The organism is Brevibacterium sp. 239c, from assembly GCF_900169365.1.
GTDB lineage: Bacteria > Actinomycetota > Actinomycetes > Actinomycetales > Brevibacteriaceae > Brevibacterium.
The window spans coordinates 21138-44736 of record NZ_FXZH01000025.1 but is presented as its reverse complement, the minus strand read 5'-3'; the positions used below and the strand labels follow the sequence as shown (position 1 = coordinate 44736).

Annotated in this window: 18 protein-coding genes; 15 read left to right on the top strand and 3 right to left on the bottom strand. The window is 60.9% G+C overall.

What is annotated here, in order from left to right:
* Window positions 1–127 precede the first annotated feature (127 nt).
* Window positions 128–2773, bottom strand: a complete 2646-nt coding sequence (gene valS, locus BSP239C_RS18080; RefSeq protein ID WP_101574741.1) for a valine--tRNA ligase — start codon at window positions 2771–2773, stop codon at window positions 128–130.
* Window positions 2774–2933: 160 nt separating this feature from the next.
* Between valS and BSP239C_RS18075 the strand changes: the two genes are divergently transcribed.
* From BSP239C_RS18075 to ndk, 6 genes are all read left to right on the top strand, one after another.
* Window positions 2934–4112: an acyltransferase gene (locus BSP239C_RS18075; RefSeq protein WP_226831282.1), complete on the top strand. Its 1179-nt coding sequence runs from the start codon at window positions 2934–2936 to the stop codon at window positions 4110–4112.
* A gap of 192 nt (window positions 4113–4304) precedes the next feature.
* Window positions 4305–5060 (top strand): SDR family oxidoreductase, encoded by a 756-nt coding sequence (locus BSP239C_RS18070; protein ID WP_101574740.1) that lies wholly within the window; start codon window positions 4305–4307, stop codon window positions 5058–5060.
* Between the two features lie 384 nt (window positions 5061–5444).
* Window positions 5445–8711: an isoleucine--tRNA ligase gene (gene ileS, locus BSP239C_RS18065; protein ID WP_101574739.1), complete on the top strand. Its 3267-nt coding sequence runs from the start codon at window positions 5445–5447 to the stop codon at window positions 8709–8711.
* A complete protein-coding gene (locus BSP239C_RS18060) occupies window positions 8708–10096 on the top strand; it encodes a folylpolyglutamate synthase/dihydrofolate synthase family protein (protein ID WP_101574738.1) in 1389 nt (462 codons plus the stop codon). Before ileS ends, BSP239C_RS18060 begins: the two co-directional genes overlap by 4 nt.
* Window positions 10097–10100: 4 nt before the next feature.
* Entirely contained in the window at window positions 10101–10466 is a 366-nt protein-coding gene (locus tag BSP239C_RS18055; RefSeq protein ID WP_101574737.1) for a DUF4233 domain-containing protein, read from the top strand.
* An 82-nt stretch (window positions 10467–10548) separates the two neighbouring features.
* Window positions 10549–10962, top strand: coding sequence for a nucleoside-diphosphate kinase (ndk, locus tag BSP239C_RS18050; protein WP_101574736.1), 414 nt, complete (start codon window positions 10549–10551; stop codon window positions 10960–10962).
* A 94-nt stretch (window positions 10963–11056) separates the two neighbouring features.
* On the opposite strand, the gene BSP239C_RS18045 is transcribed toward ndk, so the two are convergent.
* On the bottom strand, window positions 11057–11707 hold the full coding sequence (locus BSP239C_RS18045) for a vitamin K epoxide reductase family protein (protein ID WP_101574735.1): 651 nt from the start codon (window positions 11705–11707) through the stop codon (window positions 11057–11059).
* 346 nt (window positions 11708–12053) lie between these two features.
* Here BSP239C_RS18045 and BSP239C_RS18040 point away from each other — a divergent pair, with 346 nt between their 5' ends.
* Window positions 12054–15173, top strand: coding sequence for an Rne/Rng family ribonuclease (locus tag BSP239C_RS18040; protein WP_101574753.1), 3120 nt, complete (start codon window positions 12054–12056; stop codon window positions 15171–15173).
* An 87-nt stretch (window positions 15174–15260) separates the two neighbouring features.
* Here the strand turns inward: BSP239C_RS18040 and BSP239C_RS18035 are convergent, their stop codons facing one another.
* Window positions 15261–16346 (bottom strand): SPFH domain-containing protein, encoded by a 1086-nt coding sequence (locus BSP239C_RS18035; RefSeq protein WP_257930276.1) that lies wholly within the window; start codon window positions 16344–16346, stop codon window positions 15261–15263.
* Window positions 16347–16487: 141 nt separating this feature from the next.
* Between BSP239C_RS18035 and BSP239C_RS18030 the strand changes: the two genes are divergently transcribed.
* The 8 genes from BSP239C_RS18030 (at window position 16488) to BSP239C_RS20830 (ending at window position 23598) form a co-directional block, all read left to right on the top strand.
* On the top strand, window positions 16488–18020 hold the full coding sequence (locus BSP239C_RS18030) for a sodium:alanine symporter family protein (RefSeq protein ID WP_101574734.1): 1533 nt from the start codon (window positions 16488–16490) through the stop codon (window positions 18018–18020).
* Window positions 18021–18115: 95 nt separating this feature from the next.
* A complete protein-coding gene (locus tag BSP239C_RS18025; protein ID WP_101574733.1) occupies window positions 18116–18430 on the top strand; it encodes a chorismate mutase in 315 nt (104 codons plus the stop codon).
* Between the two features lie 176 nt (window positions 18431–18606).
* The gene (rplU, locus tag BSP239C_RS18020; protein ID WP_101574732.1) at window positions 18607–18915 is read left to right on the top strand and encodes a 50S ribosomal protein L21; all 309 of its coding nucleotides are present in this window, start codon (window positions 18607–18609) and stop codon (window positions 18913–18915) included.
* Window positions 18916–18928: 13 nt separating this feature from the next.
* Window positions 18929–19180: a 50S ribosomal protein L27 gene (gene rpmA / locus BSP239C_RS18015; protein WP_009884168.1), complete on the top strand. Its 252-nt coding sequence runs from the start codon at window positions 18929–18931 to the stop codon at window positions 19178–19180.
* 83 nt (window positions 19181–19263) lie between these two features.
* Window positions 19264–20826: a GTPase ObgE gene (gene obgE, locus BSP239C_RS18010; protein ID WP_101574731.1), complete on the top strand. Its 1563-nt coding sequence runs from the start codon at window positions 19264–19266 to the stop codon at window positions 20824–20826.
* The gene (proB, locus tag BSP239C_RS18005) at window positions 20823–21989 is read left to right on the top strand and encodes a glutamate 5-kinase (RefSeq protein ID WP_101574730.1); all 1167 of its coding nucleotides are present in this window, start codon (window positions 20823–20825) and stop codon (window positions 21987–21989) included. Before obgE ends, proB begins: the two co-directional genes overlap by 4 nt.
* A gap of 3 nt (window positions 21990–21992) precedes the next feature.
* Window positions 21993–23282, top strand: coding sequence for a glutamate-5-semialdehyde dehydrogenase (locus BSP239C_RS18000; RefSeq protein ID WP_101574729.1), 1290 nt, complete (start codon window positions 21993–21995; stop codon window positions 23280–23282).
* A gap of 151 nt (window positions 23283–23433) precedes the next feature.
* Window positions 23434–23598, top strand: a complete 165-nt coding sequence (locus tag BSP239C_RS20830) for a hypothetical protein (protein ID WP_167389343.1) — start codon at window positions 23434–23436, stop codon at window positions 23596–23598.
* Window position 23599: the final 1 nt, after the last annotated feature.

Genomic DNA, 23599 nt, shown 5'->3' with positions numbered 1-23599 from the left:
TCGTCCATGAAGAAGCCATGCACTCCTTCAACTATCGAATCCATCGTATGTGTCCGGACCCCATAGAGACCGGAGAACTCTGTGTTGATCTTGGAACAAACGCTGGTCGCGGGAAGGTCCGGAACACTCAGTCCTGATCGACGAAGTCGATCGCGGCAACCGTGATCTCCTCACCCTCTTCCTCAGTGACGAGATTCTGGATGCGTCCAGCGGCCATCAGATCGTTCTGTGCGCTGCCGATTGCGGAGACCACAGGTGCAGGCGCATGGATGGTCAGGCTGGCCACCTGAGTCTTCTGAGACACCTTCGCCTCGGTCTTCGTCCGCCGGATCTCTGTGAGCACGGAGGCGACAGAGACCAGCAGGTCCGGATCCACAGACGATTCCGGATGGGCCAGCTGTTCGTCTCCGGGCCACGGTGACCGGTGCACAGATCCCGTCCGCCACCATGACCAGACCTCTTCGGTCACGAAGGGCATGATCGGGGCGAACAGACGCAGAAGCACGTCGAGAGCGGTGGCGAGCGTGACGTGAGCGGAGAGCTGGTCGTCCTCGCCCGCGGCACCGTAGGACCGGTCCTTGACGAGCTCGACGTAGTCATCGGTGAACTCCCAGAAGAAGCTCTCCGCGGCACGCAGAGCGTGCGCGTAGTCGTAGGCCGCCATATGAGCCGAAGCGGTTTCGACCACATCGGCGAGCTTCTTGAGCAGCGCACGATCGAGATCGTGCGTCACACATCCGAGCTGGCCGACCAGCCCGGAGTGCACGCCCTGGGCCAAAGCGAACTTCGACGCGTTGAGCAGCTTCATCGCCAGTCGGCGCCCGATCTGCATCTGCGTCACGTCATAGGCGGTGTCAGAACCCAACTTGGCGCTGGCGGCCCAGTAGCGCACCGCGTCGGGACCGAATCCCGGCTTCGACTCGCCGAGTATGTCTGAGGGGACAACGACGTTGCCCTTCGACTTCGACATCTTCTTGCGGTCCGGATCGAGAATCCATCCGGACAGACCGGCATGCTTCCACGGAGCGGCATCATTGAGCGAGTTCGCCCGGACGACAGTCGAGAACAGCCAGGTGCGGATGATGTCGTGACCCTGGGGCCGCAGGTCGAAGGGGAATACCTTGGAGAAGAAGTCCTCGTCGCGGCTCCAACCGCCCAGCAGCTGCGGGGTCAGCGACGACGTCGCCCAGGTGTCGAGGACATCCGGGTCGGCGGTGAAGCCGCCGGGCACGTCACGCTGGTCGGCCGTGAAGCCGGCCGGCACCTCGGCGATGGGGTCGGTGGGCAGAGATTCGGGAATGATCGGATCCGAGTAATCGGGTTCCCCGGCCGAATCCAAGCGGTACCACAGCGGAATCGGAACGCCGAAGTAGCGTTGGCGAGAGACCAGCCAGTCACCGTTGAGATTTTCCACCCAGTTCTCGTAGCGCGAGCGCATGAACGCGGGATGCCACTCGATCTCGCGACCACGGGCAATGAGCGCATCGCGAAGTTCAGCCGAACGTCCGCCGTTGCGGATGTACCACTGGCGAGAGGTGACGACCTCGAGGGGTTTGTCGCCCTTCTCGTAGAACGGCACAGGATGGGTGATCGCTTCGATCTCACCGATGAGGTCACCGGATTCGGCGAGCATCCCGGCGATGTCCTTGCGGGCGGTGAAGGTGGTCTTACCCGCCAGCTTCTCGTAGTTGGCGACAGCATCTGACTTCGGTGATGCTGCGATCCATTCGGGGACCTCGAGGCTGAGTCGACCGCCACGGTTGATGACCGCACGTGTGGGCAGGTCGAGTTCACGCCACCAGGTGACGTCGGTGAGGTCACCGAAGGTACACACCATGGCGATGCCGGTGCCCTTGTCCGACTTGGCAAGTTCATGGGCGCGGACTTCGACGCTGACTCCGAAGAGCGGTGAGACGACCCGGGTGCCGAAGGACGAGGCGTAACGTTCGTCCTCGGGGTGGGCCACGAGCGCGACAACGGCAGGAATGAGCTCCGGACGGGAAGTGAGGATGACGATCGCTTCCGCCGAGGTGTCGGCAAGGCCGTCGCTGCCCTCAGGGTAGAAGTTGACTTTGTGGTAGGCGCCGTCCTTCTCCCGGTCTTCGAGCTCTGCCTGTGCAACGGCGGTGCCGAAGGTGACGTCCCACATGGTGGGGGCGTCCTGAGAGTAGGCATGGCCGTTCGCGAGATCGGCGAGGAAAGCCTTCTGGCTGACCGAACGCGAGGTGTCATCGATGGTGCGGTAGGTGTAGTTCCAGTCCACGGACAAGCCGGTGGAACGGAAGAGGTGTTCGAAGATCTGCTCGTCCTCGGCCGACAGAGTCTCGCAGAGTTCGATGAAGTTCTGACGGGAGATCTTGACGAAGTCACGAGAGTTCTTCGCCGGCTTCGCAGGTGGCTCGAAGCTCGGGTCGTAGCTTTGGGTAGGATCGCAGGTCACGCCGTAGTAGTTCTGGACGCGCCGTTCCGTCGGCAGACCGTTGTCATCCCAGCCCAAGGGGTAGAACACGTTCTTGCCCTGCATACGCTGATACCGAGCGATGATGTCGGTCTGAGTGTAGGAGAAGACGTGGCCGACGTGCAGAGACCCGGAGGCGGTGGGTGGGGGAGTGTCGATCGAATAGACCTGCTCGCGATCCGTATCGACGTCGAAGGCATAGACTCCGCTGTCGCTCCACGCGGCGTCCCATTTGTCCCGAAGTCCCTCAAGAGCCGGCTTATCCGGCAGGTTCACTGACTCGTGCGTCGAGTCCGAAAAGGCAGGTGTGTTCATAATTCTTGATTTTCTCACCCGGGAGGCCTGGGGCCAAACCGGTCAACCGGCGTGAGTGAACTTCAGCCATCCGATGCAGCGACCTAGTTCGTTTGGGACCGTGACACACACTGAACGGAGCGTGAGATGCTTCGGCGGCCGAAAATGAGATTATTGGACCATGGCGCCCTTGGACAGAATCGGATCAGAGAACCTGCCCCCTACCTCGACCGCGTGGATGAACCCCGCTCGCGCGATCGCGATCGTGGCAGTCGTCGCCATCCATTCGCTGGGAACCGTCGTTGAAGAGAACTACGCAGGAATGGGACCCGACTGGTGGGTCGCCAACGGTTTCGACTCCGCCGCCAGATGGTCAGTTCCCGTGTTCATCATGATCTCCGGCGCACTGGCTTTGGACCCGGCGCGGGGCAATAAACCGCGCCGATTCCTCAGCAAACGCGTCTGGAGAATCGGGATCCCCCTCGTGTTCTGGACTGCCGTCTACGTCCTCTTCAGGCGCTTCTATCTGCTCCCGACCGATGACGGTTGGAACCCGGGAATTGCCATCCTCACCGGTTCGCCGTTCGTACAGCTCTACTTCCTCTACGTACTCGCCGGGCTGACTCTGCTGACACCGTTCTTCCGGCTGCTCAGTGTCCACGGTTCGCGGCGACTGCAGTGGGGGACGGGACTCATCTTCCTCGGGATCGGGATGCTCGACCAGTGGGCGAGCATCATCTTCGATGTGGGTGAGGCCAATATCGCCACCCGGTTCCTGCCGATGGCCGGTTTCTACATCCTCGGCTGGGTGCTCCGGGACGTGGTGCTCCCCTTCCGCGGCGTCGTGCTGTCTTGGCTGGCGCTTGCCGGTTCGATCGCGATGACCATCGTCTGGGCCGGACTCGGCCCGGGCGAAAAACCGTGGGTATTCCCCTACGAGTACCTCTCACCGGGAGTCGTCATCGCCTCTTTGTCCGCCTACCTCCTGCTCCACCATCACATGAATCACGGATTCCGCCTTCTGCACTGGTTCTACCCGTACTCCTTCGGTGTGTTCCTGCTCCACCCGCTGGTGCTCTACCCGGTGCGCAACGAGATGGGTCTGCCGACGACCGTGTCTGGTGTTCTTATCCACGCGATCGCGATGCCGCTCGTCTACACGGTCATCTGTGCTGCCGTGACGTGGCTGGCGGTCAAGATTCCCGGCGTGCGCGCCGTATTCGGCGAAGGCGGTCCTCGCAATCCACATTCGAAGCCGACTCCACGCCCTGCTGGAACAAGCAAGATCAGTCCCAGGCAAGAACCGGAAGAGATACGGAAATCGGATCAGGTGAGTGATCCGGACGCCACCAGCGCTTAGCCCGTGACGTTCGGCTCTCAGCGTGTGACCTCCAGCGCTGTGTTTGTCGATCCGTCCGGCAGACTCGGATGGCACTCCGTAGACTGAACAATGGCCCCAACGTGCAGGGTCTCAAGCAGATGGTGGAAGCCCGCGGGAAGTTGCACACCTGGAACCACGAACAACGACGAAGAAGCATGGAGAAGCACAGCGATGGAAACACTCAGAGCAGTTGTGACAGGCGCGAGTTCGGGAATCGGTGCGGCGACGGTTCGCCAGCTGCGAGAGCAGGGCTGGGACGTCGTCGCCGTAGCCCGGAGAGAAGAGAAGCTGCAGGCACTGTGCGAAGAGACCGGTGCCAGCTATGTCGTGGCCGACCTGACCGACGATGCCGCAGTGGCAGCTCTTACCGCCGAGGTGCTGGCTGGGGGACCGGTGCACTCTCTGGTCGCCAACGCGGGAGCTGCCTACGGCACCGACACCGTCGCTGAATCCTCAGTCGAGGGTTGGCGTGACATGTTCGACGTCAACGTCCTCGGAGTGCTGCGAGTCGTCAAGGCATTCCTTCCCGCATTGATCGAATCCGGGCGCGGAGACATCGTCGTCATGTCCTCGACTGCCGGACACCAGGCATACGAAGGCGGGGGAGGGTACGTTGCCGCCAAGCACGGCACACACTCGATCGCAGCGACGCTGCGACTCGAGCTTGCCGGTGAACCAGTGCGCGTCATCGAAATCGCCCCCGGCATGGTCGCCACCGAAGAGTTCACTCTGAAACGAGTCGGTGGAAGCCAGGACAAAGCCGACAAAGTCTACGCAGGGGTGGAAAATCCACTCACCGCAGAAGACGTCGCCGATGCCGTGGTCTATTCCCTGACCCGACCACACCACTTCAACGTCGATCTGATGGTGATCAGACCGATCGCGCAGGCCGCACAACACAAAGTCGCACGCAATCAGGGCCTCTGAACACGGACAACCCGGGTCTCTGAACACGGATAATCAGGGTCATTGAACACGAGGGGTCAGAGACCTACACAGACTCGATCACGGACTACCCGGATACGGCGAATGGTCGACACCCCGGGCCAAGGTATACGATTGAGGGTGCATCGATCCGGCCATCACCGGGGAGCATCCGGAAGAACAGTACGTTCGACCCTCGCCGAAGACTTCGGCAGGTCAGTGCGCACCCAGTAGAACCGGGCGGTTGGACCCGTCATCACTCCGGCTATGAGCGATCTGCTGATCGTCTGTCTCACCCGACAGTCGTTGAAAGCGGATAAGCGAGGTGGTACCGCGGCAGACATGTCGTCCTCGTGACAGTGACCGCAGTGACTCAAAAGGACGCTCATGACGCAACCGTTGTATCCCAAGGTATCGACCTCGGCCTTCGGCCTCAGTGCCTCGCCGGATTTCCCCGCCATCGAAGAGGCAGTGCTCGCCTACTGGCAGCAGGACGACACATTCCAAGCCTCCATCGACCAGCGTGATGCCGGGCAGAATGGTGAGAACGAGTTCGTCTTCTATGATGGCCCTCCCTTCGCCAACGGACTGCCCCACTACGGTCACCTGCTGACCGGATACGTCAAGGACGTTGTCCCGCGCTTCCAGACCATGCGCGGTAAGAAGGTCGATCGCCGTTTCGGTTGGGACACCCATGGCCTCCCCGCAGAGCTTGAGGCCGAGCGTCAGTTGGGCATCACCGATAAGTCTGAGATCAGCGGAATGGGCCTGGCCGCATTCAATGACACCTGCCGTTCCTCTGTGCTGAAATACACGAAGGAATGGGAAGAGTACGTCACCCGCCAGGGCCGGTGGGTCGATTTTGAGAACGACTATAAGACGCTGAACGTCGAATACATGGAAAGCGTGATCTGGGCGTTCAAGCAGCTCTGGGACAAGGGTCTCGTCTACGAGGGCTACCGCGTCCTGCCCTACTGCTGGAAAGACCAGACTCCGCTGTCGAACCACGAGCTGCGGATGGACGACGATGTCTACAAGTCGCGCCAAGACCCTGCCGTAACCATCGGCTACAAGCTCAAAGAGTCCGACGAATGGGTCCTCATCTGGACCACGACGCCATGGACTGTTCCGTCCAACCAGGCTGTCGCGATCAATCCTGAGATCCCACTGGTCGCCGTCGTCGCTGGTGAGGACGGCGCTGCGGAACTGCAGGGTAAGACCCTGATTCTTGCCGAGGCCCGCCTCGGCACCTACCAGCGTGAGCTGGGGGAGAACCCCGAGGTGCTGCGCACATTCTCCGGCAGTGAACTCCTCGGACGCGAATACGAGCCGGCCTTCCCGTACTTCGAAGGCCGACAGGAAGAATTCGGCGAACGGATGCACACCATCCTCGAAGCCGACTTCGTCACGACCGACGAAGGCACCGGAATCGTCCACCAGTCTCCAGCCTTCGGCGAAGAGGACAAGGACCTCACCGACTCATACGGCATCACTGCGGCCCGTCCTGTCGATGACGCTGGCCGCTTCGACTCCACGGTGGCCGACTACGCAGGCCAGCAGGTCTTCGACGCCAACAAAGCCATCATCAAGGACCTGCGCAATTCCACTGGTCCGCTGGAGGGTCGCTCGGCGCTGCTCGTCCGTCACGAATCCTACGAACACTCCTACCCGCACTGCTGGCGCTGCCGCAATCCGCTGATCTACCGCGCCGTGTCCTCCTGGTTCGTCCGGGTGACCGAGTTCAAGGACCGCATGGTCGAACTCAACGAACAGATCAACTGGGTGCCCGACAACGTCAAGCACGGACAGTTCGGGAAATGGCTGGAGAACGCACGAGACTGGTCGATCTCGCGCAACCGCTTCTGGGGTTCACCGATCCCGGTCTGGACCTCCGACGACCCTTCGTATCCCCGCACCGATGTGTACGGATCACTGGCCGACATCGAAGCCGACTTCGGGCGCCTGCCGCTCAATGACCAGGGCGAAGTCGACCTGCACCGGCCCTGGGTCGACGACTTGGTCCGACCCAACCCTGACGATCCGACCGGTCAGTCGATGATGCGCCGTATCCCTGAGATCTTCGACGTCTGGTTCGATTCAGGATCCATGAGCTACGCCCAGGTCCACTACCCGTTTGAGAACTCGGAATGGTTCGACAACCATTTCCCGGCCGACTTCATCGTGGAGTACGTCGGACAGACGCGTGGCTGGTTCTATCTACTGCACGTGCTTTCGACAGCGATCTTCGATCGTCCTGCATTCACCAACTGCATTTCCCACGGCATCGTCTTGGGCTCCGATGGACAGAAGATGTCGAAGTCGCTGCGCAACTACCCTGACGTCAACGAGGTCTTCGACCGTGACGGCTCCGATGCGATGCGTTGGTTCCTCATGGCTTCATCCATCCTGCGCGGCGGCAACCTCGTCGTGACAGAGCAGGGTATCCGTGACGGAGTGCGACAGGTCGTTCTCCCGCTGTGGAACACCTGGCAGTTCTTCGCCACCTATTCCAACACCGCAGACGGAGCCGATGGCGAGAAGGCCGGGTACCAGGCCGAAGCCCGCTACTATTCGAGCCAGGTGCTCGACCGGTACCTGCTGGCGAAGACCCACGACCTGATCGCAGACTTCGCAGACGCAATGGAGGGCCTCGACATCTGGGCGGCCTGCGAGCTGGTTCGCAGCTACCTCGATATGCTCACCAACTGGTACGTGCGCCGCTCCCGCCGTCGTTTCTGGGACGGCACCGAGGAGACACATGAGTCCTTCGACGTCTTTTCCACCTGCCTCGAAGCCTTCTGCCGCGTGGCGGCCCCGCTGCTGCCGTTCACTGTCGAAGAGATCTATCGCGGACTGACCGGTGAGAGGTCGGTCCACCTGGCTGATTATCCGGATGCGAGCCTGTTCCCCGCTGATGCCGATCTCGTGTCCGCAATGGACCTGACGCGTGACATCTGCTCAACTGCCTCATCGGTGCGCAAAGCCAACCAGTTGCGGGTGCGCCTGCCGCTGGCCAAGCTCACCGTTGCCGATGACACCGACCTGGGCAGCGAGTTCACCGACATCATCTCCGATGAGCTCAACGTCCGTGAGGTCGAAGTCCTCGATGTCGCCGAGGCGGAAGCTGCCGGGTTCTCCCTGTCACAGAATCTTGTGGTCAATGCCCGCGCCGCCGGCCCCAGGTTGGGCAAGCAAGTGCAGCAGGTGATCAAAGCCTCGAAGACCGGCGATTGGTCGGTCGCCGACGACGGCACGGTCACCAGCGGCGGCATCGATCTGGTCGAGGGCGAATACTCTCTGGAATCCGTGGCAGAATCCGGCACGGAAGGGATGGAACTCGCCGCGCTCGACACCGGCTTCCTGGCACTCGACACACGAGTCACCCCCGAGCTCGAGGCCGAAGGCGTCGCTCGTGACACGGTTCGTGCCATCCAGGGAATCCGCAAGCAGCTGGACCTGCACATCTCCGATCGGATCACAGTCGTCATCGAGGCGGAGACGGACCTGGCAGCCGCGCTGAGAGCCCACCAGGCACTCATCGCCGGTGAGACACTGGCCGCCTCACTCGACTTCGCTGACGTCGACGGTGCGGGGCAGGTCTTCACCCCTGAGGAACTGCCCGCCGGTACACGTCTCGCTGTGAGCCGAGCATGAGCCCGGACGAGCGCGTCGAGACTCCAGATTCCCAGATCGTCCGCGTCTATGCAGCACTGCTGGCGCGGGCTGGGGAGACTCAGATCGAAGTCCGACTCGATGCGACCCGACGTGCCTGTGAGCTCCTCGGTGACATACACCAGGCGGCACCGGTCATCACCGTCACCGGCACGAACGGCAAAACCTCGACCGTTCGGATGATCGATTCGATCGTGTCCGCTCACGATCTGCGAGTGGGCCGGTTCACCAGCCCGCACCTGCATTCTGTGACCGAGCGGATCTCCGTTGACGGCGGTCCTGTCCCGGACGAGACCTTCGTCCGCATCTATGACGAGATCTCACCGGTGCTCGACCTCGTCGATGCGGAACTCGTTGCCGAAGAGCGCGGAAAGCTGACGTTCTTCGAGGCGCTGACGATCCTGGCTTTGTCCGTGTTCGCCGATGCCCCCGTCGACGTTGTGGTGACCGAAGTGGGCATGGGCGGCGAATGGGATTCGACGAACGTCGCCGATGCTCAGGTCTGCGTCTTCACAAAGGTCGGTCTTGATCATCAGGAGTTCCTCGGCGACACGCTCACCGAGATCGCCACCACCAAGGCCGGAATCCTCAACCGCAGTCTCGACCCCTCACCAGCACCGAATCCGGTCGCTGTCATCGGTGCACAGGCCGAAGAGGCACAGACTGCCTTGGACGCCGAGGTGGAGCGCCGAGGTATTCTCGCGCTGACTGAGGAACGTAATTTCCGTCTGCTCGACCGCACCCGCGCCGTCGACGGACAGCTCATCACAGTGCAGGGAATTCGTGATGTCTACACCGACATCTTCGTGCCGCTGCACGGCATCCATCAGGCACACAACGCCGCTGTGGCCGTGGTCGCGGCCGAGGCGTTCCTCAGCGATGAGGACAAGCCGCTGGTCCTTGACACAGTGGCCGAAGGTCTGTCTCATGTGACGTCTCCTGGACGTGCCGAGCTTGTTCGCACGGGCCCGGCCGTGGTCGTCGACGGGGCGCACAACCCCGACGCCGCCCACGTGCTGGCCGAAACCATCACCGAGGCGTTCGACTTCGACTACACCGTGATGGTCCTGGCCATGTTCGCCGACAAGGACATCCTCGGCGTACTTGAGGAGCTCCACCGCAGTGCCGATGTGTTCGTCGTCAGCCAAGCGTTGAATTCCCGGTCTATGGATGCCCATGATTTGGCCGAGTCCGTCCGCGAGTGGGTGGATGAGGACTCGGTGATCGAGACACCGGATCTCAATGCGGCGCTGATGAAGGCCATCGACCTGGCGAACAATTCAGGGGCGACGAGTCCAGGAATCGTGGTCACAGGGTCACTGCATACAGTGGCCGAGGCACGTCTGCTGCTGGGCAAGGAGGAATGAGCTGATGAAGTCGAAGTTTCCCGTCCTCTGCGGGTCAATCCTGATCTGTGAGCTCTTCATCGTCTACTTCGCAGTGCTCACCGCCTATGGGTTGGAAGTGAAGGCCGCAGGGTCTCTGAGCCTGGGCCAGCTCCTCCTCGGTGCCTCCGTGATCGCGGTTCTGGCGATCGTGGCGGTGGTGCTGCTGCCACGTCGGATCGGCCAGAAACGGCCTGGCGTGGCGCTGGGCTGGGTCGTGCAGATCCTTCTGCTGGCCTCGGGATTCCTCGTCACCTCGATGTTCTTCGTCGCAGCGATCTTCATCGCCATGTGGGCGGTGTCGGTGTACTGGTCGGCACGGATCGACAGAGAAGTGGCCGAACGGGCCTGAACCGCCTGGGCGGTTGACATCAATGACCTCAACGGCGGTTAAACTATGACCGCCGATCATCGCATAAACGAAAAGGACCGGAATGGAACGCACTCTCATCCTCATCAAGCCCGATGGTGTCGCGCGTGGACTCGTGGGACAGATCCTCGCTCGGATCGAAGCCAAGGGGTACGCCATCGACGCGCTGTCGCTGCGGACCGCGACCGCGGAGGAACTCTCCGCTCACTACGCGGAGCATGAGGGCAAACCCTTCTACCAGCCCCTCGTCGACTTCATGTCCGAAGGACCGATCGTTTCGATCATCGCCTCCGGCCAGGGCGTGATCCCCGGGTTCCGCTCACTGGCAGGTGCAACCGACCCCACGGCAGCAGCGCCCGGCACGATCCGCGGCGACCTGGGCCGCGACTGGGGCGAGAAGGTTCAGAAGAACCTCGTGCACGGATCCGATTCCGTTGAATCTGCCGAACGCGAGATCGGAATCTGGTACTCCGCCTGATCCCTCTGCGCACAGACGCGGGTGCCCTGCGGCAGAGCTTTCTCGGAAGAATCTGCGGCAGGACACCCGCGTCTTTTCAGTTCAGGACTTCGGTTCAGATCAGAGTCGAGAAGAAGTTCCAGAACTGGACGACGATGCTGGCCGCGATGACGAGCATCCACAGAACGAAGATCGCCACGTTCTCCTTGGCCAAGACCCTGGCGGTCGGATTCTGGGCGAGCCGAGCACCGAAATTGCCGGCCAGAACATTGTGGGACGTGACTGCGACGAACATCGGGATCGTCATCGTCCACACCACCATGCACCAGGGGCAGCCGACGCCGATCTTGAAGATCGAGATATAGAACAAGAACATGACGAGCGCGGTGCCGAGAGCGAGGCCGATGTTGAGCCCGACCATCACCCACCGCGGGATCTTCGCTCCGGCCAAAAGCAACACGCCGAGGAGCAGAGGGAATATGAAGGCTCCGATTCCCAGAAGCTGGTTGGGAAAGCCGAAGAGCTGACTCTCAGGAGCCTCCATCACCGATCCGCAGGAGAAGAACGGGTTGAGGTCACAGGAGAGCACCGCGTTGGGATCTTCCAACTTCTCGTACTTCTCGACGGCCAAAGCGAAGGACGCCAAGAAGCCGACGACGGAGGCCACAATGAGGAAGATGCCGAGACTCGTCGGTCGCAGCACCCAAGATCGGGTCTGCGGTACCACGTCGATGTCGTCGTCAGGAAGAGTGTCTGCGGTATTCACACTCTAAGAATGCCTCCCCAGGCACCGCTCGGCAAACGGTGGCTGCTGTGAAAAGTCGCAATCTCAGTGTGACGGAGACCATTTGCGGTCGACATCGGCGGAGGCACCCGGGCCGATCTGTGACATAATGATCGGACGGATACCTGCTCTCACACCGAGTAGGAGAAGTGCCTCCACCGAGTCGAGGGTATGACCTCGCAGGTCGACACCAAGAAGAGGCAGCACGGAAGGCCTACGCGCTGAGCGCGAGCTGGAAGTGCCATCCACAAGTTTCGGCCCGACTTGGGCCATGCAAGGATCCGAAGATCCGTGAGGTGTGGACGGAGTCTTCGGTCTGGGAGAAATAATGAATGACGCGTCGAACGACGGCAACGAAGGAACAGAGGGCATCCTCGCTGATCTCGCTAATCTGCAGCAGTCTGCGAACACCGCAGACTCCTCTCATGGGGATGTCGACGAAAGCATCAGGGAAAAGCTCGATACCATCGCCGAGGCTGCTGAATCTCTGCGTATTCCTGAATCGAATGCTGATGACTCGGACGAGGACGTCGATGACGTTCCCGCACAGAAGTCCGCTGCACCGAAGAAGGCACGCGACGCCGTAGCCAACCGAGGACTCGTATTCGAACAGTTCGTCCGTGAACCGGGCGGGGAAACGCAGAATGCGACGAACAATGACCGGGGGAGCGAAGCGTACGATTCCTCTGACGCTGACGCTGACGACGATTCCGCAGACGCCGCGACTGACGCTTCTCCAGCGCCGGCCCCAGCTCCTGCATTCGATCCCCGCAACCCATTCGCCGCACCATCGGCGGAGCCCGCACCAGCCCGCACCCCGCGCAGCGCACCCGCCGTGCCCCACGACGGCGGACTGATCTTCCAGGTGCCCAAGGCCGAACTGGCCCAGCCTGTTCAGGTCGAGGACGATAACTACGATTCTGATGACAGCGACGAGGACTACAACGATTCGGGCTACACCGAATCCGAATCATCTGGCAGCGAGAGCAACCGCGGCCAGAGTGACGACTCCGAGGACAACGACTCGAACGATTCCGGTGGCCGTCGTCGCCGCCGCGGCGGCCGGGGACGACGCTCCCGTGGACGCGATGACAACGGCAACGATTCCGACAACGACGACTCGGGGCAGTCCGCACACGATTCCGGCGACGATGATTCCGACTCTCACTCGAACAGTCGTGATTCTCGCTCCGGCAACCGTTCGGACAAGAAGAGTCAGCAGTCGGACTCGAACAAGTCGGACTCGAACAAGTCCACAGATAACAAAGCCTCTGACGACAAGAACTCCGGCCACCAGCCGGATAAGACCAACGACTCCGATGATGACGATAACGACGATGATGATGACAATGGTTCACGTCGCCGTCGTCGCCGCCGTTCACGCTCACGCAGCACCGACAATGACGAAGTGACCTCGTTGAAGGGCTCGACTCGCCTCGAGGCCAAGCGCCAGCGTCGTAAGGAAGGCCGCGAGGCAGGTCGTCGCCGCCCCGTCATCACCGAGGCTGAATTTCTGGCTCGTCGTGAGTCCGTCGACCGGACCATGCTCGTGCGGGAAAGCGGAGAGCAGACCCAGCTGGTCGTGGTCGAAGACGGAATCACCGTCGAGCACTACCTCAAAGAGAACCGCCAGCAGTCCTCTCTCATCGGCAATGTCTACCTGGGCAAGGTCCAGAACGTGCTTCCCAGCATGGAAGCCGCATTCATCGACATCGGCAAGGGCCGCAATGCTGTGCTCTACGCCGGTGAGGTCAATTGGGACGCTCTCGGCATGGACGGCAAGGCTCGTCGCATCGAGGTTGCTCTCAGCCCCGGCGACCCGGTCCTCGTCCAGGTCACCAAGGACCCGGTTGGCCACAAGGGTGCCCGACTGACCAGCCAGATCTCCTTGCCGGGACGCTTCCTCGTCTACGTGCCCGGCAACTCCATGACGGGCATCTCACGGAAGCTGCCCGACGTTGAGCGCAACCGACTGAAGAAGCTCCTCAAGGAACTCGTCGGTGACTCGAACGGAGTCATCGTGCGCACCGCGGCCGAAGGTGCCACGGACAAGGAGCTCAGCAGGGACGTCGAACGACTGGCGAATCGGTGGGAAACAATCGAGAAGAAGTCGAAGTCGACGAAGGTACTGGCCCCTCAGCTCCTCTACAGCGAGCCGGATATGATCGTGCGGATCATCCGCGATGTCTTCAACGAGGACTTCTCGTCTCTGGTCATCGACGGCGACAGCGCTTGGAACACCATCCACGAATATGTCGAGGCGGTGGCACCGGATCTGCTCGATCGCGTTCACCGCTACAGCGAGGACGAAGACATCTTCGACCACTACCGGGTCGAGGAGCAGGTGCAGAAGGCGCTGCAGCGTACTGTCAACCTTCCTTCCGGTGGTTCGCTGGTCATCGACCGGACCGAGGCCATGACGGTCGTCGACGTCAACACCGGTAAGTTCACCGGTTCAGGTGGAAACCTGGAAGAGACCGTGACCCGCAACAACCTGGAGGCGGCTGAAGAAGTCATCCGTCAGGTGCGTCTGCGTGACATCGGGGGCATCATCGTCGTCGACTTCATCGACATGGTCCTCGAATCGAACCGGGACCTCGTCGTGCGTCGACTCGTTGAGTGCCTGGGCCGGGACCGGACCAAGCATCAGGTCGCCGAGGTGACGTCTCTGGGTCTCGTGCAGATGACGCGTAAGCGCATCGGCACTGGACTCGCAGAGTCCCTGGTCAGCGCCGGGGCCGACCTTTCTGGTCGGGGGCTGTTGCTGCCGGGTTCAGAAGAGGACGGTTCGAAGGCCCACCACGGCAATCGGTCCGTATCCAACGACAACTCGAACAGCAAACGTGATCGCAAGCGCCGCGGTGACAACAAGCCGGCGGCGAAGTCCAGCGACTCCGATATCCAGACCGATACCGCGACCAACGACGCCTCGCGTTCGGCCGTTGCCGCCATCGCAAAGGCCACCCTGAAGAAGGATGAGTCGGAGTCAAAGGACAACGAGAACTCACAGGACATCTCGGCGTCGAAAGGCTCCCAGTCGTCCACGAACTCTGAGTCGTCCAAGGGTTCGCAGGACAATGATTCCGCCGATGCAAACGGCGGTGGCAAATCGGGTCGATCCCGGACACGCAATAACCGTAAACGCTCGAATGCGAAGTCAGAGGGATCATCAGAGCCGTCACTGAACAAGTTCTCACAGGACACGGGCGATCAGGGCGAACCCGCCCAGGAGAAGCCTGCTCGGACGAAGCCTGTCAAGACGCAGAAGCCTGATGTGCCTGCTGCAGAGCTTCCGCTGATGATCGGAGCCGATACCGCTACCAAGGTGGCTAAGGCCGAACCGGTCAAGGCAGCTCCCCGTCAGAAGCCGAAGGCCAAGACTCAGCCGACAGACGAGAAAGCTCAGCAGTCCTTGCCAGCCTCGTTCGTCATCATCGGCGAAGACTGAGCACCGTGTCCGCGCTCGTGTGACTGATTTGAGCCCGCGACCACGAGGCGTCCCGCCACTGATCACCATGATCAGTGGCGGGACGTTTCAGTTCTTGGCCTCTTGATTCCGCGTGGTGCTGATGGTCGGCTGGGCGGCCTGATCGCCGCAGAGAACGATCATCAGGTTCGACACGAGATCGCTGCGCTCGAGATGACCGAGCTTGACGATCCCACGGCCCTCGATCTGTTCGATGGCGGTCTCGACCATGCCGACGGCACCTTCGACGATGAGCTGACGTGCGGCAACGACCGCTGTGGCCTGCTGACGCTGGAGCATTGCACGCGCGATCTCTGCTGCATATGCCAGCTGCGTGATGCGAGATTCGATGACGGTCACGCCAGCGGCGGCAACTCGAGCTGCGACCTCGTTGGAGAGTTTCGACGTGATCTCCTCCGCGTTGTCCCGTAGAGACATTCGGTTCGGATTGGAGGAATCATAGGCATAGGAATTCGCGATATGGCGCACAGCAGTCTCCGCCTGGATGGCCACGAACTCTTCGAAGTCATCGACCTCGAAGAGTGCCTGAGCGGTGTCCTGGACCTGCCATACGACGACGGCACCGATTTCGATGGGATTGCCGTCGAGATCGTTGACCTTTAGCGTGGACGTCTCATGGTTGCGGATGCGCGTCGAGACCTGAATCTTCGAAAAGAAGGGATTGACGAAGCGCAGACCGGACAGTCGCACCGTGCCGACGTATTTCCCGTACAGCTGGAGGACGACAGCGTTGCCGGGAGCCACGGATGTGCAGCCCTTGAACAGGAACAACGCTGCTATGAACACGACGACGCCGAGCACGATGAGGATGATCCCAACCATGGTCTGTGCCACGGTCATGATCAGTCCGAACAGTGCCAGCAGAAGTGCCAGAATCAACAGGACGACGCCGCCGACGATGGCGAAGTAGCCGGATACACCACCTGCTGAGCTCTCCCTGACTCGTTCGCCCTCGGCGGAGGCTATTCGGGCAGGTCCGCGTCGCCGCTGGTCGGGTGGAACTCCAGGGGGTCCCTGAGGTCCGGACTGAGGGGGATGCTGTCGACGTCCGGGGCCTGGTTGGCGCGGAGGCATGGGCTGTGATCCGGGCGGCTGGTTCGGGGGAGGCGTATGCTGTTTAGGGTTCTGAGTCATGATTTCAGTCTAGGACACAATGTGAGACATACATCTCACAACTGCCTTTTTGTGTGACGTAGGTAACAGTTGGGTAACTGTATACCCGACCGGCGCGATAGTGCTTGATACCTCCCGAGGGGTACGGCAGGTTATTGCACCATGAACCCTTTGTTATGGGCAGCTGACGCCCCCAAGTCCCCAGTGGATGATGCAATCAACTCGTGGTTTGATCCGATCGCCACCTTCTTCGGTGGGATCATCTTCTTTCCTATTACGCTTGGCCCTTTGTCCTTCCCCTTTGTGGTGCTCTGGCTCATCGGCGCCGCCTTGATCTTCACCATCTATTTCGGCTTCATCCAAGCGCGAGGATTCAAAGTCTCTCTCGAAGTCATCCGTGGAAAATATTCGTCCAAGGATGATCCGGGTGAGATCACCCACTTCCAGGCACTGGCCTCGGCGCTGTCCGGCACTGTCGGCCTCGGCAATATCGCGGGTGTCGGTGTGGCTATTGCCCTCGGTGGTCCCGGTGCTACCTTCTGGATGATCGTGGCCGGTCTTCTCGGCATGTGCACGAAATTCGTCGAGTGCACACTCGGAGTCAAATACCGAGAAATCGACGAGAATGGCGTCGTCTATGGCGGGCCTTTCAAGTACCTGCCTATCGCATTTCGCAAGTTCTCCAAGCCCATAGCTGGTCTGCTGACCGGAATCTTCGCAGTGTCCATCCTCATCTTCGGTGTCGTGGGCGGCGGGATGTTCCAAGCCAACCAGACGTTTGTTCAGGTTCGCACCGCCACGGGCGGCGCAGACGGTTTCCTCGCCGGTTCTTTGGCGTCATTGATCTTCGGAATCATCTTCGCTGGCCTTGTCGGTCTCGTGATTCTCGGTGGAATCCGGTCGATTGCACACGTGACCGACAAGCTAGTTCCCGCAATGGGCATCTTTTACGTTCTTTCCTGCCTGCTGGTTCTGGTCATCAACTTCGGCCAGATTCCGACTGCCATCGGACAGATCTTCGAGGGAGCGTTCGCGCCGCAAGGAATTGCAGGCGGCATCGTCGGTGTCATGATCATCGGGTTCCAGCGTTCGGCCTTCTCCAATGAAGCCGGCATCGGTTCGGCCGCGATCGCACACTCGGCGGTCAAGACTCGTCGGCCCATCTCGGAAGGCTTCGTTGCACTTCTCGAGCCCTTCGTGGACACCGTGATCGTCTGCACCATGACCGCACTGACGATCATCGTTGCCAACCAGCCTTCGTACACCAACGACCTCGGTCAGGGGGAGATCGGCGGCGTGGCGCTGGCGTCGGATGCCTTCTCAACGGTTGCCAGCTGGTATCCGGTGCTGCTGGCGATCGCGGTGGCTCTCTTCGCCTTCTCAACACTTATCACGTGGGCCTACTATGGGGAACGAGCCTGGGCCTATCTGTTCGGCAAGTCGAAGGGCGCGGTCACGGTCTTCCGTCTCCTCGTCTGCGTGTTCGTGGTCATCGGCTGCATCGCCAGCTTCAGCAAGATCGTCGAATTCGCCGATGCCGCACTGTTCCTCTGTGCGTTCATCAACATCCTGGGCCTGTACATGCTGATGCCTGTGGTCAAGAAGGAGATGAAGAAGTACCTGGCCGATCGGAAGGCTGGCACTCTGATGGACCTCGACACGAAGGACGCTGTTCCAGTGGAGGAGACGGTCTGAACCTGATCGCGGTTGAACCGTCTCTGCACTTCGGTGCAGGGGCGGTTTTCGCGTGGCGGTCCCAGTTCCACTCCAGCCTCGTTAGACTGGTGGATGTGGATCAGATCAATGACAAAACACGTGCCCAAGAGCGACTGTTGGAACTGCGCGGGAGCATAGACAACATCGACGCAGCGCTCATCCATCTGCTCGCCGAGAGGTTCAAGCTCACGGAGACGGTCGGTGAGCTGAAGGCCGATCACGGGCTGCCTCCCGCGGATCCCGCGCGGGAAGGCCGACAGGTCGCTCACCTTCGCCAGCTGGCCGAAGATGCCCACCTGGACCCGGAGTTCGCAGAGAAGTTCCTGACCTTCATTGTCGCCGAGGTGATCCGTCATCATGAGCGGATCGCTGAGACCCGAGAGGCCTGAGTTCTTGAGGTCCAACGGTTTGCCCAACGGCGGTCGAATCCATTAGACTTGATCGTCGGTGCGTGCTGCGCACCACGGCTGGTGATTCCTCTCAATGGGACACCTGGGGAAATCCTTCCTCGGGAGCCAAGGGATACACCGCCGTTCGTTTGTGTATGAACAGAAAGGGTTCGACCATGGTCTATGCCATTGTCCGTGCCGGTGGCCATCAGGAAAAGGTCAGCGTCGGCGACATCATCACAGTCAACCGAATGAAGGCGAAGGCCGGTGAAGGCGTCGAACTCGATGCAGTCCTCCTCGTCGACGGCGAGACTGTCACGACCGACGCAGATGCCCTGTCGAAGGTTGCCGTCAGCGCTGAGGTCGTCAACGAGCTTCGCGGTCCCAAGATCATCATTCAGAAGTACAAGAACAAGACCGGTTACAAGAAGCGTCAGGGCCACCGCCAGGACCTCACCCGTCTGAAGATCACGAACATCAAGTAAGAGGAGACTTCACATGTCAAGCAAAAAGGGAGTCAGCTCGTCCCGTAACGGCCGCGACTCGAACCCGCAGTACCTCGGTGTGAAGCGCTTCGGTGGACAGGTTGTGAAAGCCGGAGAGATCATCGTTCGTCAGCGTGGAACCAAGTTCCACCCAGGCGCGAACGTCGGACGCGGCGGAGACGACACGCTCTTCGCACTGTCTGCAGGAGCCGTGGAATTCGGCAAACGCAACGGTCGCAAGATCGTCAACATCGTCGGCGCTTGATCGACTAGTTCTGTTTTTCCCCTGCATAGGGGTCCATGAAGGGTGAGTCTCGAGACTCACCCTTCATCTGATATAAGGACATTATGGCCACCGAGTTCATAGACCGTGTCACAGTCCATCTTTCCGCCGGAAGCGGCGGCAACGGCTGCGCTTCGATCAGGCGCGAGAAGTTCAAACCTCTTGGCGGCCCTGATGGCGCCAATGGAGGTCAGGGCGGTGACGTGAAGTTCGTCGTCGACTCTCAGACCACTACGCTGCTGCCGCTCCACCACCGTCCGCACCTGACTGCGAACGACGGCGGCATCGGCAAGGGCGACCTGCGCCACGGTGCAGACGGGGGAGACCTCGTCATCGCCGTCCCCGAAGGCACGGTTGTGAAGAACCGGGACGGCGAGATCGTCGCCGACCTCGTCGACTCCGGCACCGAATTCGTCGCTGCAGCCGGTGGCCGTGGCGGTCTCGGCAACGCAGCCTTGGCCTCGTCCAAGCGCAAGGCCCCGGGCTTCGCGCTGCTAGGCGAGCCGGGCGAATCGCTGAGCTTGGTACTGGAACTGAAGACGATCGCGGACATTGCGCTCGTCGGCTACCCTTCGGCTGGCAAGTCCAGTGTCATCGCCGCGATGTCAGAAGCCAAGCCGAAGATTGCGGACTATCCGTTCACCACCCTCGTTCCCAACCTCGGCGTGGTCCAGGCCGGCGATGTCCGATACACCATCGCCGATGTGCCAGGCCTCATCCCTGGAGCATCGGAAGGCAAAGGGCTCGGGCTTGAGTTCCTCAGGCATGTCGAACGCTGTGCCGCCCTCGTCCATGTCGTAGACATGGCCACATGGGAGCCGGGCCGTGATCCCGTGTCCGATCTGACCATCATCGAATCGGAGCTCGCCGCATATGCGGTCGACATCCACGACGGCAGCGGACTGCTACCTTTGTCTGAACGTCCGAAGCTCGTGGCCCTGAACAAGATCGATATCCCCGACGGCAGTGACCTGGCAGATATTGTTCGCCCCGATCTGGAGGCCGCCGGTTACCGTGTATTCGAGATCTCCGCAGTTAGCCATGCAGGTCTACGGGAACTGTCATTCGCGATGGCTGAGCTGGTGTCGGCCGAACGTGAGCGCAGGGCAGAGTTCGAAGCAACTCCGCAACGTGTCGTCCTCCGGCCGAGAGCCGTTGATGACCGTGGCTTCCAGGTTCAGGCCGAAAGCGACGAGGACGGTCCAGTCTTCCGCATCCGCGGCGTGAAACCGGAGCGTTGGGTTCGGCAGACGGACTTCGCCAACGATGAAGCTGTCGGCTATCTCGCAGATCGTCTCGATCGTCTCGGTGTCGAAGAGTCTCTGTTCAAGGCTGGAGCCAAACCTGGTGACACAATTGTGATCGGGGGAGACGACGGCGTTGTCTTCGACTGGGATCCGACAAGTGTCGGCGGTGCCGAGCTGCTGGGCAGCCGCGGAACCGACCTGCGTCTGGACGATGATTCGCGGTCCACTCGCAAGGAACGTAAGGCCGCATTCCATGACCGAATGGATGCGAAGGCCGCAGTTCGTGCCGAGTTTGAAGAGGAGCGCCTGGCTGAGAATACCGAGCGCAGGCGCGAAGGATCCGTTCGTGCCGCCTCCGATCCAGAATCCGGTCAGGAATGAGCGGGAGCCAGTCCACGGATTCTGGCAGTCTTTCGGCGCGAGCCGATGTCGCAACCGCCCGCCGCATCGTGATCAAGGTCGGCTCCTCGTCGCTGACCACCCTCGATGGGGGGTTGGACGAAGCGAAGCTGATCGCTCTCACCGATGTGGTCGGAGCTCATCGCGCCGCTGGGCATGAGGTCATCCTCGTGTCTTCCGGCGCGATCGCGGCAGGGCTCGAACCTATGGGCCTGAGCAAACGACCCCGTGACCTTGCCACACAGCAGGCCGCTGCCGGGGTGGGTCAGGGTCTGCTCATGGCCGCCTACACCCGAGCACTCGGTCGATACGACTTGGTGCCCGGTCAGGTGCTGCTCTCGGCCGACGACCTGATCCGACGCACTCGGTACAAGAACGCCCAACGTGCCATCGACAAACTCCTCGCCCTCGGCACATTGCCGATCGTGAATGAGAACGATGCTGTGGCGACCGAAGAGATTCGCTTCGGTGACAATGACCGTTTGGCCGCTCTTGTGGCACACCTTTCGCACGCAGACGCCCTCGTGCTGCTCTCCGATGTCGACGCCCTGTATTCGGGGCCGCCCAACGTTCCGGGCTCCGTGCATATTTCGCAGGTGTCTTCCATCGCCGATCTCGGTGACATCGCCATCGGCGGCACCGGGGACGCTGGTACCGGGACAGGTGGCATGGCGACGAAGGTCGAAGCCGCTCTCATGGTCGCGGACTCGGGAATTCCCGCAGTGCTGACCTCGGCGGAGAAGATCTCAGCAGTCTTGAGCGGCGAACCTGTGGGCACATGGTTCTCAGTGACACACAAACGTCGAGGGACCCGACTGCTCTGGCTGCGCCATCTGGCTCGCACCTTCGGCTCGGTGACCATCGACAACGGTGCAGAATCAGCTGTGCTCTCCCGAGGAACCTCTCTCCTGGCTGCCGGCGTGACCGACGTGACCGGGGACTTCGAAGCTGGAGACCCCATCGAAATCAGGAACCTCGGTGGTGAAGTCATCGCTCGGGGCATGACGAACTTCTCATCGCACGAACTACCCGGGATGTTCGGGCTGTCCACGGATGAACTTGGCACCCGACTAGGAAATGATTACCGTAAAGAGGTCATCCATCGCAATGATCTCGTACTCACTCACGTGAGCGGGGGGAGATAGTCCATGACCGCTGTATCCGAGATACATCCGAAGACCGTTCGGGGAGTCACCAGAGTCGTCAGGAACGCCAAGAGCGCCTCCGCGCACCTGGCGACCTCATCGACTGCAGAGAAAGACGCAGGGCTGCGCGCGATCGCCGAAGCCCTGCGCGCAAATTCCGAACGAATCGTCAAAGCCAATGAGCTCGACATCGCAACCGGCGTCGACAACGGGATGAACACGGGTCTCCTTGACCGCCTGCGCCTCGACCACGATCGCATCGAAGCAATCGCCGCTTCCGTGGGCACGATCATCGACCTCGACGATCCCGTGGGTAACGTCGTCGTGGGCCGTGTTCTGCCCAACGGCATCCGTCTGACCCAGAACCGCGTGCCGATGGGAGTGATCGGTGCGATCTACGAAGCTCGCCCCAACGTCACCGTCGACATCGCGATCCTCGCGCTCAAGGCCGGCAATGCCACCGTCCTGCGTGGCGGCTCAGCCGCCCAGAACACCAACACTGAAATCGTTTCCGTGTTGCGCAAAGCCGTGGAAACAGCCGGATTGCCAGCAGATTCGATCAATGGAATAGACCAATACGGACGCGATGGCGCCACAGTGCTCATGAACGCACGTGACTACGTTGATCTCCTCATTCCGCGCGGTGGTGCAGAACTCATCAACACGGTGGTGCAGGAATCTCTCGTTCCAGTCATCGAAACCGGGATCGGGAACGTCCACATGTTCATCGACTCTTCGGCCACCGTGAAGAATTCGGTCGACCTGGTGGTCAACTCCAAGACTCACCGGCCCAGTGTCTGCAACTCACTCGAAACACTGCTCGTTCATGAGAAGGCTGCCAAGCGCGTCCTTCCCAAGATCCTCGAGCGCCTCGACCAGGCAGGGGTCGTGCTGCACGCCGATTCCACGGTTGCGGCACTGGCGCCTGAATCGATGAAGGTCAAGCGTGTCTCTCGACGTGACTGGGCGAAAGAATATCTTGACCTTGAACTCGCGGTGAAGGTCGTGTCGGGAATCGACGAAGCCATCGAGCATATTCGTGCCTATTCCTCGGGACACACAGAAGTGATCGTGACCAAGGACATCGACAATGCAGAGACATTCGTCACAGCCATCGACGCTGCTGCGGTGGGAGTCAACGTGTCTACACGGTTCACCGACGGGGGAGAGCTCGGCTTCGGCGCAGAGGTGGGAATCTCGACCCAGAAGCTCCACGCCCGCGGGCCTATGGGAGTCGAGCAGCTGACGACGACGAAGTGGGTCATGATGGGCAATGGTCAGATCCGGGACTGACCCGGCCCTGGTCGCAGGGCACCAACGGTGAACTTGGACGCCACTCATACCCATGTCGATGCCCACTTGTCTCATAGTCCATGAGAAACTGAAGACATAAGCACTGCGACGCAGATACACCGCGTCATCATCACTGATTAGGAGAGAGCACGTGAATGCAGCCCTGTTGACCACCGTTGCCGAAGGCGCGGAGAAGGCAGCCCACCACACCGAATTGCCGATGGACCCGATCTTCTTCGGACTCATCACCCTCGCGATCTTCCTCTCGATGGCAGCAGTGAGCCGGTCGTGGAAGGGCATCTCCAACCGCCACTGAT